This is a genomic window from Acidimicrobiia bacterium (genome assembly GCA_036271555.1).
GTDB lineage: Bacteria > Actinomycetota > Acidimicrobiia > IMCC26256 > PALSA-610 > DATBAK01.
Window position 1 is genome coordinate 1 of sequence record DATBAK010000043.1, and the last position, 14,305, is coordinate 14,305.

The 14,305-nt window shown below is 67.9% G+C and carries 12 protein-coding genes and 1 pseudogene; 8 read left to right on the plus strand and 5 right to left on the minus strand.

The window, feature by feature from the left end:
* The 3 genes from VH914_11395 to VH914_11405 all read right to left on the minus strand — a co-directional run.
* Positions 1–2,088 (minus strand): fibronectin type III domain-containing protein (locus VH914_11395; protein ID HEX4491802.1); only part of this gene is annotated, 2,088 nt, incomplete at its 3' end.
* A 308-nt stretch (positions 2,089–2,396) separates the two neighbouring features.
* On the minus strand, positions 2,397–2,819 hold the full coding sequence (locus VH914_11400; protein HEX4491803.1) for a type II toxin-antitoxin system VapC family toxin: 423 nt from the start codon (positions 2,817–2,819) through the stop codon (positions 2,397–2,399).
* Positions 2,816–3,070, minus strand: a complete 255-nt coding sequence (locus VH914_11405) for a type II toxin-antitoxin system prevent-host-death family antitoxin (GenBank protein HEX4491804.1) — start codon at positions 3,068–3,070, stop codon at positions 2,816–2,818. Before VH914_11405 ends, VH914_11400 begins: the two co-directional genes overlap by 4 nt.
* Positions 3,071–3,442: 372 nt before the next feature.
* On the opposite strand from VH914_11405, the gene VH914_11410 reads away from it, so the two are divergent.
* From VH914_11410 to VH914_11445, 8 genes are all read left to right on the plus strand, one after another.
* The gene (locus VH914_11410; protein HEX4491805.1) at positions 3,443–4,546 is read left to right on the plus strand and encodes a HEAT repeat domain-containing protein; all 1,104 of its coding nucleotides are present in this window, start codon (positions 3,443–3,445) and stop codon (positions 4,544–4,546) included.
* Between the two features lie 38 nt (positions 4,547–4,584).
* Positions 4,585–4,980, plus strand: coding sequence for a hypothetical protein (locus tag VH914_11415; GenBank protein ID HEX4491806.1), 396 nt, complete (start codon positions 4,585–4,587; stop codon positions 4,978–4,980).
* Between the two features lie 183 nt (positions 4,981–5,163).
* Positions 5,164–7,536, plus strand: a complete 2,373-nt coding sequence (locus tag VH914_11420; protein HEX4491807.1) for a GH92 family glycosyl hydrolase — start codon at positions 5,164–5,166, stop codon at positions 7,534–7,536.
* A gap of 148 nt (positions 7,537–7,684) precedes the next feature.
* On the plus strand, positions 7,685–8,581 hold the full coding sequence (locus VH914_11425) for a hypothetical protein (GenBank protein HEX4491808.1): 897 nt from the start codon (positions 7,685–7,687) through the stop codon (positions 8,579–8,581).
* Between the two features lie 102 nt (positions 8,582–8,683).
* On the plus strand, positions 8,684–8,884 hold the full coding sequence (locus VH914_11430; protein ID HEX4491809.1) for a cold-shock protein: 201 nt from the start codon (positions 8,684–8,686) through the stop codon (positions 8,882–8,884).
* 431 nt (positions 8,885–9,315) lie between these two features.
* Entirely contained in the window at positions 9,316–10,056 is a 741-nt protein-coding gene (locus VH914_11435; GenBank protein HEX4491810.1) for a hypothetical protein, read from the plus strand.
* Positions 10,057–10,131: 75 nt separating this feature from the next.
* Positions 10,132–11,604 (plus strand): hypothetical protein, encoded by a 1,473-nt coding sequence (locus tag VH914_11440; GenBank protein HEX4491811.1) that lies wholly within the window; start codon positions 10,132–10,134, stop codon positions 11,602–11,604.
* Positions 11,605–11,660: 56 nt separating this feature from the next.
* Complete coding sequence (locus VH914_11445) at positions 11,661–13,697, plus strand: hypothetical protein (protein ID HEX4491812.1); 2,037 nt, start codon at positions 11,661–11,663, stop codon at positions 13,695–13,697.
* Positions 13,698–13,710: 13 nt separating this feature from the next.
* Here the strand turns inward: VH914_11445 and VH914_11450 are convergent.
* Together VH914_11450 and VH914_11455 are read right to left on the minus strand one after the other, a co-directional pair.
* Positions 13,711–13,951 (minus strand): annotated as a pseudogene (locus tag VH914_11450) (DUF664 domain-containing protein).
* Positions 13,952–14,013: 62 nt separating this feature from the next.
* Positions 14,014–14,305: hypothetical protein (locus VH914_11455; GenBank protein ID HEX4491813.1), on the minus strand; the 292-nt coding region annotated here is incomplete at its 5' end.

Sequence of the window (14,305 nt, forward strand, 5' to 3'; positions counted from 1 at the left end):
GTCGACGTCGACCTCCGCGTGGCCTTTCGTTCCGAGGACGACGATCTTGATCGTGTGTTGTCCCTGCGTGGACCAGCCTTGCTTCCAGACCATCTGCCCCGCGTGCGCGGTGCCGCTGTAGAGGTTCACGGTCTTTGCCGCGACCCCGTCGACGTACACGGTCGCCTTGCCCATCGTGGGTCCTGTCGCCGATACCCACGTCACGCTGGATGCGAAGAACTTCTCGGTCGCGCTGGCTCCGGCATTGGTCGCGTACTTCACGGCTCCGCCGTATGCGGACGCCTTCGATCGGGTCGACCAGGCGCCGCTGTACTTCAGTTTCGGTGACGACTCCTGCCAGGGGAGCGAGGCGAACGAAGGCTCGACGCCCCAGCCGCTGCTCTGACCGGCGCAGTTCGTGACGTTGAGCTCGAAGGAGTACTCGGTCTCCGGCTTCAGCGACAGCGACACCGACCTCGACGTCGGAGACGGCAGCGTCACCTCGTTGAACGCACCACCCGCGATGCTCTCGCGCAGGTCGTACTTGCAGATCCCCGTCGGGTCACTGGCGGCGGGCCACTGCTCGATCACAGGGATCGACGTCGTGCTCACTTTCGACCCGACCGCGAACGACGTGAACGGGATGTCCACGGCGGGAGGACCGCTGGGCGTCACGGCGTTCGACGGTGTCGATGCCGGCCCGGTCCCGACTCCGTTCGTTGCGATGACGGTGAACGTGTACGAAGTGCCGTCCGTCAGTCCGGTCACGCTGGCGCTGGTCTGGGCGCCGGTCACGGTCTGATAGGCCCCACCGGGCGCCGCCGTGACGGTGTAGCTCGAGATCGAGCTCCCGTTGTTGGCGGGTGGCGTCCACGACACCGAGGCGGACTTGTCTCCGGGTGTCGCGACGACATTCGTCGGGGCGCCGGGCACCTTCGCCGACGTGTTCGTGAAGCTCGCCGGGAACCCGGCGTTCACGAAGTCGCTGTAGCTGTACGACCGGGAGTTGGATGCCTGGTCCTGAACAGATCCGGAAGACATCGACCAGGTTCCACTCTCGGAACCCTGCGCGATCGTCATGGTCGTGCGGTAGGTCCCATCGACGTTCGTTCCCGAGATTCGATTTCCCGAGGAGAAGTACGCATCAGCGTCGCTGTTTCCACTCGGTGAGTCGAACGGGAAGTCGCCACTCGAGAAGCCACTCGCGTCGTCGGTGATACGGGCGGTCACGGTGATGGTCGCCGGCCCGGTGACCGTGTCGACTGCCGTCGTCGACATCGAGAACAGCGTGAGCACGGGCGCATTCACATCCGACCTGTTCGTGAAGCTGGCCGGGAACCCGGCGTTCACGAAATCGGTGGAGGAGTAGTAGCGGTAGTTGTACAGCTGGTCGGAGAGGAAGCTCGAGCTCTGGAGCGTCCAGGTTCCGTTTTCCGATCCCTGCGGGATCGTTATTGTCGTCCGATAGGTCCCGTCGAGGCTACTTCCGGAGATCCGATTCCCTGAAGAGAAGTATGCCGCAACGTCGTCGTCTCCACTCGGGGAGTAGAAGTAGAGGTAGCCGTAATAGAACCCGCTCGCATTGTCGGTGATTCGCGCGGTCACGGTGATCGACGCCGAACTCGCAGCGGTGTTGACGCTCGTCGTCGACATCGCAAACGACTGCACCGCAGGCGCGGTTGCATCCGACGTTCCGGTGTCGGTGAAGCTCGCGGGGAACCCGGCGTTCACCAGATCTGAGTAGTAATAGTCCCGGTAATAGCCGTAAATATCTTCGGAAGACCCGTCGAGAACCTTCCAAGTGCCGCTCTCGGAACCCGCTGGGATCGTCACCGTCGTCTGGTAGGTCCCGTCGTAAACGGTGCCAGACCTGCGATTTCCGGATGAGAAATACGCCTCCACATCCTGGTTCTGGCTTGGAGAGTAGAAATCGAAGTAGGCGTCGGAGAAGCTGTAGGAACTGGTAAAGCGCGCGGTGACGGTAATGGTCGCCGACGCCGAGGTCGTATCGACCGACGTGGTCGACATGGAGAATTGCTGCAGTGCTGTGTCCGTCGTTGCACCGGCCGGCTGCATTCCAACCGTCGCCGCCATGAGTGCCACCAGCATTCCCGCCGTCGCCAAAGCCCCGAGATGCTTGACCCGTGCTCGGACGGTGACGCGACGCTGCCCGTGAAGTTCTCGGCCTCGACTCGCGAGAAGTGCGAGTCTCCGCATCGTTGTTCTCATTGTCGTCGCCCCCAGATAGGAAGTCGCGCCGCGTCATCGCGGTGCGATCTCCAGGGTCCGCCGTGCACTCGCCTGGGACCGTCACGCCCGTGACGTCGCCAGCGTCAGCAAGGCGACACTGCGCGCGTCGGCGCGCACGCCTCAACTGGTCGGCAATGCGGCTTCACGCTCGCCGCCGCGGATTGTCGTCAAGGAACTCGCGCGATCGAGATGCCAGCGGCAGCGCCCGCGTCGAGCAGCGATCCGTCGCCCGCGACAAGCACCACGGTCGGATCACGAACTCGCTCGACCGCGGCCAGGTGTAGCGCGTCATTCCCGCGCAGCCCGTGCGTCTCGGCGAGTTCGCCGGCACGATGTGCGAGCGTTTCGTCGACTTCAACGACGTCCATTTCGTCGAGCAACGCGTCGAGCTCGTGGACTGCCGACTGCAGGTTTCGGGCGGTGAGCCGCCCAAGTCGCCGGGCTTGAGCGAGCGCGGCGCGTGCCTCGGGATAGAACAGCCGAACGCTCGCGACGCGATCCGAGCTGTTCCACAACGACGCGGCACGCTCCGAGCCGCCTTCCGCGATCAACAGCGGGACGATCGCCGAAGTGTCGAAGTACGCGATCACCTGCGCTGTTCGCGGACGAGATCCGAGACGGACGACTTGCTGTTGATCGGCTTCGGCGTGCGCTTCCTCTGCTGGCGCGCCCGCGTCACGACGCCTTCGGCGATGAGCCGGTCCAGCACGCGCTCGCCCTCGACGGGCACGACCCGAGCGATCGCGCGCCCTCGGTCGGTGACGACCAACTCGTTGCCGTCGCGCACGCGATCCAGGTAACGGCTCAGGTTGTTCCTGAGCTCTCGCACCCCGACCTCCATTCGCCGCTCCTCTCGAAGTCGCCACCTTGACCGAGTCATTGTGGCCACTTCCAACGAAGCGCGGCGCCACACGGGGTGAGGACTTCAGGCTCGCGGTTCGTCTCGCGGGCGTACGGCCACGAACCCCGAGTCGTCACCAGCGTGGAAGAAGAAGTGCCCTCGCAGCGAGCCGTCACGCTGCAATCCGTCCGGCCTCGGCCGGAGCGCGGGTGGGTCGCGTTCCCGCCGCTCGGGGATCACCGTTGCCACCCCGACTGTCGGGCCGTTCGTGGTCTTTGGACTCGAGGTCCGGCTGCGGGGTGAGAGGCGTCGAACGCGATCGTGTCTGCTCCTCTGGCAATGAGATGAGAGCCGAGGCGTACGGTTGCGCGGGTGACGCCGGAAGCTGATCGCGACGAGGCGAGACGTGAGGTCGCGGCCCGCGGGCTCACACCCGCCGCAGTCACGCACCTCACGCGCGACGCGCTCGGAACCATCGATCTCGTGGCGTTGGCGCCGGCGAAGAAGCTGCTCAAGCAATTCTTCTCGGACGCGCCGTGGCGGACGAACGACGACGATGCGCTCGCCGCGCTCGTTGGTACCGGCGATGGCTGGTGGCATCACGAACTGGACCAAGACTTCGTGCTCGAGTTCGGCTGGCGCGACGGCGCGTTCCGGCTCGACGTCGCACGACGACCCACGCCCGGCGACACCTTCGAGAGTCCGGTGGTTCCCGAGGCGACTCCGAACCCGCGCACGATCCGCTTCGTCACGCCGAAGCTCCACGACGGGCCGAGCCGGTGGTACGAGTCGGCGGTCGGCGTCGACGACCCGCGTGTCGCGCGCGTGTTCGCCGACTTCGACGACGTTGCCAACGTGCTCGTCGGCCCCGACTTCGTCGCCGTCGGGCTCCGTCGTCCCGATCGGTGGGAACAGCTGCTCGACCCGATGCTGCGCGCCATCACGACCGAGTTCACGGCTCCGGCCGCGGCTCTCGACACCGAGGCCGCGACCGACGCCGAGAGCACCGACGACTTCGCGCACCCGGAACCCGCGCCCGATAAGGGGAGCGCCCTCGAACGGGCGTGGAAGGAGCTCGGGTCGCTGCGACCCGAGCAGCCGGGCGACCGCGACGTCATCCTCGCCGCCGCCGCGTCGCCGAACACTGCCGCCCGCCAGGTCGCGGCTCGCCTCCTCGTCGACGCGGACACCGAGATCGCGCACCGGGAATGGAGCCGGCTCCTTCAAGACCCGAGCCGCCGCGTCAGGCGCGCGGTGGTCGATGCGATGGTCGATGCCGCGCGGCCCGCGCTGCGCGCGCTCCTCGAAGGTGCGCTCGACGATGTCGACGCGTGGACACGCTGGAAAGCACTGCGCGGGCTCGTCGACCTCGGCCTCGAGCCCAGCCGCGCCGCCGTCTCGCCGCTCGCCGAGGACACCGACTTCCGCGTCCGGCTCGAAGCGGCCAACGCACTGCGCGGAACCGGCACGAGCTGACGAGAGCTGACGCGACACCGACGAAAGAAGGCAATGCGATGCCAGGGATCGCGATCATCACGGAGGCGTGTCTCGACGTCAAAGACCGCGCCTGCGTCGACGTGTGCCCCGTGCAATGCATCTACGAATACGACCCCGCGACGAACGCGCTCGTGTCGGAGGTCGAAGCGGGCAGCGGTGTCGTCGAGAACTCACACCAGCCCGACCCGGATGCGATCGAAGTGTTCGCCGACAGCATCCTGTACGTCAACGTCGAAGAGTGCACTTCGTGCACCGCGTGCTATCAGCCCGACGTATGCCCCGTCGGGGCCATCTACTCCGAAGAGCACGTGCCCGACGGCACCGCGCACGCGAAGTACAACGGCAACGACCCGAACAAGGGACACGACCACCGCTTCTTCATCGAGCAGAGCCGCGCCGTGTTCGCCGATTAGCGCGGTCGTCCGTCGATCCGTCGGCCCGCCCCGCCGTCACCGCTCGATCTCAGGGCGCGCGCCGACCCGTGTCGAACGCGATCCGGACGACGAACTGATGTGCGTGGGACACTGTGAACCGTGGTCGCGCGGGTTCACGGCCGGGGGCGTTCCTCCGAACCTCGTCACGCAGATCACGCCGCAATGATCACGCACCGGCGCCTCCTCGCGGTCGTGCTCGTCGTCGCGTTCATCGCGGCCGCGTGCTCGGGCGGCGCGGGTCACCGCGCGGCCGGCGGCTCCGAAAGCTCGGCAGTCGTGTCGCCGAGCACGCTCGTCGATCCGTTCATGGGCACCGGTGTCGGCGGCACCGCGGTGGGTCATATCGACGACTCACCCGCGGCCGATCTGCCGTTCGGGATGATCCAGTGGGGTCCCGACACCGCCCCGCACCGCGCCGACGGCGGCGGTTATTCGTCGGGCGACACCGCGATCTCGGGCTTCAGCCTCACGCATCTCAACGGACCCGGTTGCGCGGGGCTCGGCGACGTGCCGATCCTGCCGACGGTGGGCGCGATCGCCGGCTCGCCTGAGACCACGACGGACCGCTTCACGCACGAATCGGAACGCGCGGCGCCCGGTCGGTACGCGGTGCGCCTCACGGATCCCGGCGTCGACGTCGCGCTCGCGGTCACGACGCGCTCGGGGATCGGACGGTTCGTGTTCCCACCGACGGCGAGCGCGAACCTGCTCGTCAAAGTCGCCGACAGCGCGGTACCCGCGCAACGCGCGCACGCGGTTGTGGTCGGCGACCGGGAGATCGACGGCTGGGTCGAGTCCGGGCAGTTCTGCGACGCCATCGGCACCTACCGGCTCGCGTTCGTCGCGCGCTTCGATCGGCCGTTCACGCGCGTCGCGACCTGGCGCGGCACCGCGAGCCAGCCGGGCGCGCGGAGCGTCGACGGGCCGCACACCGGCATCGCGATCACGTTCGACACCCGCTCGTCACGCACCGTCGGCATGAGCGTCGGGGTCTCGTTCGTGAGCATCGCCGGCGCGCGCGCCAACCTCGCGGCCGAGCTGCACGGCCGGGGCCTCGGCGCGGTCGAGCGTGCCGGCACCGCGCGCTGGGACGCCATGCTCGGGCACATCGCGATCGCCGGCGGGCGCGCCGCGGATCGCCGCACGTTCTACTCCGCCTTCTACCGGTCGCTGCTGCACCCGAACGTGTTCAGCGACGACGACGGCCGGTACCCGGGGATGGACGGCCGCGTCCACGTCGCGCGCGGGTGGACGCAGTACACGAACTTCTCGGAGTGGGACGTGTACCGATCACAGATCCCGTTGGTCGCGCTCGTCGCTCCCGACACCGTCGGGCAGATGGTGCATTCGCTCCTCGCGGACTACGAGCAGATCGGACGCCTTCCGAAGTGGGCGTACACCGACGTCGAGACCGGTGAGATGAACGGCGACGCGGCGGATCCGATCATCGCCGAGGCCTATGCGTTCGGCGCGCGGAACTTCGATGCGAACGAAGCGCTTCAGGCGATGGTGCGCGGCGCGACGACGGTCGGTACCGGTCTCGGTTGGGACGTAGAGCGTCAGGATCTCGACGAGTACCTGGCGCGCGGTTGGGTGCAGGTCGACCGGCGCGACCGCACGTCGTTCGATTACACGATCGGCGGCTCCGAGACCCTCGAGTACGCGATCGACGACAGTGCGATCGCGACGTTCGCGAGCGCGATCGGCGACGCGCACACGGCGGCGACCTTCCGCGCGCGTGCCGGGAACTGGCGCCATCTCTTCAACCCTGCGACGGGCTACCTCGCGGCGCGCGACGCCGACGGTCGCTTCCCGAACGGCCCCGCGTTCCAAGGGTCGCCGCTGCCGGGCATCGGCCAGGACGGCTGGGAGGAGGGCAACTCGATCCAGTACACCTGGAGCGTCCCTCAGGATCTCCGAGGCCTCTTCGACGCGATGGGCGGCAACGCGGTCGCGGTGCGGAAGCTCGACTCGTTCTTCCGCGAGCTCAACACGAGTCGCAAGCAGCCGTACGACTGGGCCGGCAACGAGCCCGCGTTCGGCATCCCGTGGGAGTACGACTTCGCGGGTGCGCCGTGGCGGACGCAGGACGTCGTGCGGCAAATCGCGACGACGCTTTACTCCGCGACGCCCGACGGCGAGCCCGGCAACGACGACCTCGGCGCGCTCGCGTCGTGGTACGTGTGGGCGGCCATCGGCATGTACCCGGAGACGCCGGGTCGCGCCGACCTCGTGCTCTCGACACCCATGTTCCCGAGCATCACGATCCGGCGGGGATCGGCGCCGCCGATCGCGATCTCCGCGCCGCGCGCGCCCGCAGATCGCTACGTGACGACGCTCGCCCTGCGCGGGATGCGCGCGCCCGCGCCGTGTGCCGGCCGGTCGTACTCCTGCGCGTGGCTGCCGGCGAGCGTCTTGCAGACCGGTGCGCAGCTCGACTTCACACTCGGTTCGACTCCGAATCGCCAATGGGGCGCGGCACCGGCCGCCGCGCCTCGGTCACTCACGCCGCCGCGCGCTGCAAGCGGATCGTGACCCTGCGCGTCCCGCAGGTCGACCCGTTCGGGTTGCGACGCCGACCCGCGCCCGCATCGATCAGGGTGACGACGGCGGCGGGGTCTCCGTGGTCGAGAACGAGAACGAGACCGGGTGCGGCGACCGCGACGACGGATACCGTTCGGGCGTGTCCGAGGGTGGCGACGAAGCAGAGGCCGCGACACCCGGCGTTGCGCCCGGCGAAGGTGAGATCGCCAAGACCGAGCATCTGCTGCTCGACGAGCTCTCGGACCGGCTCGACACCCTGAAGCTGTTCACCACCAACGACGAACAACGCTCCGGCGCGATCCTCGAGCAGTTCGGTGCCAAGGGCAAGGTCGAGTCGGAGATGCTCGACGAGCTCGGCGCACGTGAGCCGCTCGCGCATCCCGACCGTTTCGAGGAGGCCCATCGCACCGCGATGCGCGCGCTCGAGGTCTTCGACCGGAACTCGGCGCGACCACCGTCGAACCTGAACGCGGGACCGCTGGAACCCGTCGCCGCGTTCGTCGTCCAGTTCCTGATCCGCATGATCGTCCGCGACTACGAGAAGTCGGTCGTCCGCCAGATCCGCAAGCTCTACGCACGTCGCTGGGCGAACAGTACGAAGGGCAGCCCCGAGTTCGGCATGCTCCGACTCGCTCGCCTCCAGATGGAGCGCCTTGCGCCCGACTTCGAGAAGTCGTCGCTGGGCCTGCCGACGTTCCTGCTCGGCGGCGCGGCGCTGTCGGGTGTCGCCTCCGCGCTCCAAGGGCTCCTCGTCGGCGCGCTGCACAACGGCGTGCTCCTGGTCGTCGTCGCGTGCATCTTCGCGACGCTCGCGCTCAGCGGCTTCTGGTGTGTCCTCAAGGCCGCCGCCATCGCACGCCGTCGCACCCGCATCACGCTCGACGGGCCGCTGCGCGCGCTGTGGCAGACCATCGGCGCGGCGGGTCATCCTCCGAGGGACCACAGCCGGCAGTTCGCGATCTACGCCGTGGTCCTGCTCGTGCTGGCCTGGATCGTCGTCCCCGTCGCGATCGCGACCGCCTACGCCGCCGGCTGAGCCGGCGCAGCCCCGCGCGATTCGCCCCCGCTCGGGGTGCCGATAGGCTCTCGGGTGCGAGCACGCCGAATTCGTCGGGTGCCGTATCAGAAGGAAGTATTTGTGGCTCAGGGAACAGTCAAGTTTTTCAATGCAGACAAGGGATTCGGCTTCATCTCGCGCGAGCAGGGTGACGACGTGTTCGTGCACTTCTCCAACATTCAGGGTGACGGCTACAAGAGCCTCGACGAGGGCCAGCGCGTCGAGTTCGACGTGGCGCCCGGCCGTAAGGGCGAGGAAGCGCAGAACGTCCGCGTGATCTGAGGTCGGTCGAGTACAGGAGCCGCCACGCGCCTCGCGCGGGCGGCTCCTGACCGTCCGGCGGGCGACGCGATCGGCCGCCGCCCGTCCGCTCCACGGACACGCACACGAGCGCGACGCGTTGACGAGCGCGAGCCGCGCGTCTTCTTCAGTGCACGGGCAGTGCGGAGCGCCGTCGCGAATCCGTCGCCGTCAATGTGTGCGCGCGACATCTGGGCGAATGTTCGAAAAAAGCCCGTGATGTCTCGTTCATCCCGCACGCGCGCTTTGTCGCGCATCGACACCGCGCCGGTTCGAGCTCGGCGCGTCGAAGCATCGATACTCGTCGTCACGATCTGACGCTCGGCGGCGGCTTCTCGTTCTGCGCAGTGCTCGTTGATGGAGCGCGCGCGTCCCGCTGAGCAGCTGTAGCCGGCAAACAAAGGACTGTTCGCGTGACTCGCCTCTTCGTCGTACTCATCGCGCTCGCGTCGCTCACCGTCGGCTTCACCGCACCCGCGAATGCCGCGAGCGCGAAGTCGTGCGCGCATCGAACCGCGATCACCGGATACCACGGCACTCACCGGTACCCGCCGTACACGGTGCAACAGAACGTGTGGACGAAGCAGGGCAAGCAGACGATGTCGGTGTGCTCGGCCTCCAACTGGACGGCGACCGTGAACCAGAAGGGTGCTCCCGAAACCGGTGTGAAGACCTATCCCGACTCCAGCAAGGCCTACAGCGACTGGATGCACTGTTCGTCGCAGCCCGCGGTGCGATCGTTCACGACGCTGCGCAGCACGTTCGCGGAGCGCGGGCCGAAGGCGGCCAGCTGGAACTTCGCATACGACATCTTTCTCAACGGCGGCGCCTGCAAGGGATCCGCGACGGAAGTGATGGTCTGGAATCAATGGCACCAGGTCAGCGTGCCGCGCGCGCAGTTCCACGCGACGATCGACGGCGTCGCGTACGACGTGTACCACTCCGGCCGCTACATCCAGGTCCGACGCGCGCACCAGACCGAGTCCGGCTCCGTGAATCTGCTCGCCGTCCTGCGCGCGCTCGAGCAGCGGCGACTGATACGGAGCGCCGACACGCTGCAGTTCGTGCAGTACGGCGTCGAGGTGCTCACCACCTACGGCCGAAACCAGCCGTTCCAACTTCGCGGTTTCGCGATCCAAGACCACCGGAAGTGATGGGGTCGGCGGGGCCGCCGGTTCGATAGCCCGACAACCTTGTGGCTCCGGGCAATCGCCCTCTACCGTGCCCCGATGCGGAGAACTCTGGCTCTGGTCACGCTCATGGTCGTCGTCGGCGCGCTCGGAGCCGTAGCGGCTCCGTCGAGGGCTCCCGCGGCGAGCACTGCGGTGAAGCACCTGCACTTCAAGTACGGGCCGCTGCACCTGAACCCGGGCCAGAACACCATCGAGATCAGCAACCGCGACATCCCGAAGCCGACGGTGCCGGGCTGGATCACGGGCATCGCGCCGAACATGACGCTGACCGACGGCACGATCCCGCCCGTCGACCACCTTCACCTCCACCACGCGGTCTGGCTGAACCTCTCGCGCAACGACCTCTCGTCGCCCGGCCTCCCGCAGCGCTTCTTCGCCTCCGGTGAGGAGAAGACGAAGCTCACGTTCCCGCCCGGCTACGGCTACCGCTACGACCCGTCGGACGTCTGGCGCCTCAACTACATGCTCCACGTCCTCGACGACAAGGCGTACAACGTCTACGTCACCTACGACATCGACTTCATCCCGGCCAGCTCGCCGGCCGCGTCGAGCATCACCGAAGCCCAGCCCATCTGGATGGACGTGCAGAACGGTTCCATCTACCCGGTCTTCAACGTCGCCGCGGGCTCGGGCACGAACGGTGCCTTCACGTACCCCACCGACGCGACCGACCCGTACCACGGCGGCGCCCCGAAGAACGAGTACACCCTTCCGTTCGACGGCGAGCTCATCCAGACCGCGGGACACCTCCACCCCGGCGGCCTCCACACCGATCTCGATCTCACACGCGGCAACAAGACCGCGCACCTCTACGAATCGAAGGCGCACTACTTCGAACCCGCGGGTCCGGTGTCGTGGGACGTCGCGATGACCGCGACCTCACCGAAGTGGAACGTGCACGTGAAGACGGGCGACACGTTGAGCGTCACCGCGACCTACGACACGACCCGCAAATGGTCGTGGTACGAGGTGATGGGCATCATGATCGCCTGGGTCGTTCCCAACGGCGGTGGCGCCAGCGCGTTCAAGACCGGCGTCGACATTCCCGGCAAGATCACCCACGGCCACCTGCCCGAGAACGACAACCACGGTGGTGCCGCGGACCCGAATCTCTCCGATCCTTCGAAGCTGCCGAACGGGCCGAAGGTGAAGACGATCAATATCGGCAGCTTCGACTACGTGCCGGGCGACCTCGACCACGCCACGTCGGTTCCGACGGTGAAGGCCGGCAACAGCATCACCTTCGTCAACCGCGACGCACCGGCGAGCGGCTACGGCATCTGGCACACGATCACGACGTGCAAGCTGCCGTGCAACCTCAGCACCGGCATCGCCTATCCGGTCGCGAACGCGGCCGTGCAGCTCGACTCGGGTCAGCTCGGCAACGACGGATTGCCGACCTCGGGCACCCTGCAGTGGACCACGCCGTCGGACCTTGCTCCGGGAACGTACGTGTTCTTCTGCCGCGTGCATCCCTTCATGCGCGGCGCGTTCCGGGTCGTCCCGTAGCGGCGCCGGCGCGGGCTCGGTAGCGTTGGTCGCAGCTCGACGCAGGGGGTGCAGTGATGCGTCATGGACGAGTCCTCGTCGCCTCGGTCTCGGTCGCACTGGTCGTCGGTGTCGTGCAACCGGTCGCCGGATCCGCCTCGCAGTCGACGGGCGCCGCGCCGCAACACACGAGCCGGTTCCTCGCGGGCGCCGCGGTCCAGAGCATCACCCCGCCCGCGCCGGGCGCCGTGAGTCACGACCCGGCCGACTGCAGTGGGACCGCGTCCGGCCCCCGCAACTTCGCGTTCGAGGAGGCCTACACCGACTCGGCGGGCACGGGCACCTATCAGCTCGGCGATCCGTTCGTCGACTGCAACGGCAACGGACGCTGGGACGGCATCCTGCTCGGTGGCGGCGCCGACTCGCCGCGCTTCGCGACGACCGTCGCCGACGACATCAGCGCGCGGGCCCTCGTCGTCTCGAACGGCACGAAGACGATCGCGGTCGAGGTGCTCGATCAAGAGGGCGTCTTCAACGTGTATCAAGCGCGCATCCGCGCGCGTGTGCGCGCCGACGGCTACCACCTCGACGACGTCTTCATCTCCGCGACGCACGACGAGTCCGCGCCCGACACGCTCGGCATCTCCGGCGTGAGCCAGACGACGTCGGGTGTCGACGCGTACTACGTCGACTTCCTCGTACGGCAGTCGGCGACGGCGATCGAGCACGCATTCGACCAACTGCGGCCCGCGCACATCAAGTACGCCGAGGCGATCGAGCCCGCCAACCTGCAGCAGTGCTGGTCGTCGTACCCGTTCGTCGACGACCAGCTCATGCCGTCGCTCCAGGCCGTCGCGACCAACGGCCACGTCATCGCCACGCTCGGCGACGTGAGCCAGCACGCGGAGACGCTCGGCTTCAACCCCGACGCCGCGCAACGGAACTGGATCAGCGCCGACTGGCCGCACTTCTTCCGCACCGCGCTCGAGAAGAGATTCGGCGGCGTGGGCATCGAGATGGCCGGCTCGGTCGGCAGCAACGAGACGCCGCAGGTCTACGCGGCGCCCATCTCCCGAGTGCCGCAGCAGTTCGTCGATGCGTCGCATCCGGCCGGCTGCCGCACGTTGTTCGAGCCCAACGGATCGCCGTTGCCGACCGGCTACGACCACGAGACGAAGGCGCTCGGCGAGCAGCTCGGCGGCGCGGTCGCACACGCGCTCGACCGGTCGGGGCGGTTCTCGTCGACGAACGACATCTGGGGCGTGCGCCGCTCAGTGTGCATCGAGCTCACGAACGCGGTCTTCATCCTCGGCGCGCAGCTCGGCGTGTTCTCCGCGCGCCCGGGCTACGACGACAACTGCACCGTCGAGCATCCGCCCGCCGCGAACGGCGTGACCTCGGGCAGTGAGCTGCTCTCGCAGGTCGCGGCGTTCCGCATCGGCGACGGCGAGTTCCTCTCCGAGCCCGGCGAGGTTTTCCCGTTCACGTTCCTGGGCAGCTTCCTCGGCCGTCAAGACATGCCCCGCACCAAGTACGCGATGCCGCCGCTACTCACGCCGCACATGCACGAGCCGTACCGATTCGTCGACGGGCTCGCCGAGGACATGCTCGGCTACATGTTCCCGCAAGGCAACGGTGTCGGCGTGATCGGTGAGCCGCGCGCCAACGACGGCACCGACCGCTTCGGATGCGGACACTCCGACGACAGCGAGGCGACGTCGTCGCAGACTGCCAACGCGGTGGGGAACGCGCTGGTCACCGTGCTCGACGGCGTCGAAGGCGCACCCGAGACCGTGACCGCGGGCCGTTACGTGCTCGCCGACGGCACGCTCTCGCGCGATCCGCAGGGCGCGCCCGGCTCGATCAAGTGCGACGTCGACACCGTGTTCCACCCGTCGGCGTCTGCAGTCGCGGTGTGGCTGCCGGGCGGCCCGAACGGCCACGTGGTGACGCCCGCGGCGTGGATGTCGCTCACGGGACGGCGCCAGAAGCTGCCCGACCGCAACACGCGCGGTTGGTTCGCAGCGAACGGCACGCGCCATTGGCTCGATGTCTTCCAGGGCATCAAGACCGCCCCGACGCGCGTCGAGCTCACCCGCTCGCAGTCACGGTGACCGATTGGAGCCGTCACCAACCGACGGCGCCGTCCAAGAGCTCGCGGATGAGATCCGCGTGCCCGTTGTGGCGCGCGTACTCCTCGATCATGTGGTTGTAGATCCACTGGTCGCTCGACCTCGGCCATGTGTCGCACGAGACGTGCCGCGACATGTCCGACGACGGAACGGCGCGCCCGCAGCGCGTCAACCGACAACCCTTCGCACTTCAACCGCAGCGTCATGCGACGGAACTCGAGGCTGCGCTCGAGCATCGGCCTCTCGTTGAGCACATCCGCGGGTTCGCTGCGCCGCGGATCGACGAGATCTTCGACCACTACGAGAACGTCTCCACGAGCAGCGTGCCCGCGCGCTCGACCGCTTCGACATTGCCCAACGGCATGTTGAAGATCGGCGTGTCGATACCGGCCTCGATGACGGCGCCGACCTGGTCGATGATCTCCTGCTCCTCACCGATGTTGAAACCTAGGCCCGCGTCGCCGGCCGCCGCCGCGACGAACTCGCGCACCTGCTTCGTCTCCTCGGGCGAGCTCGTGATCATCAAGGACGCGAGCCGCGTCTTGCCGATCTCCGAGTAGTCGCGGCCAACTGCATCGCAGTGCGAACGC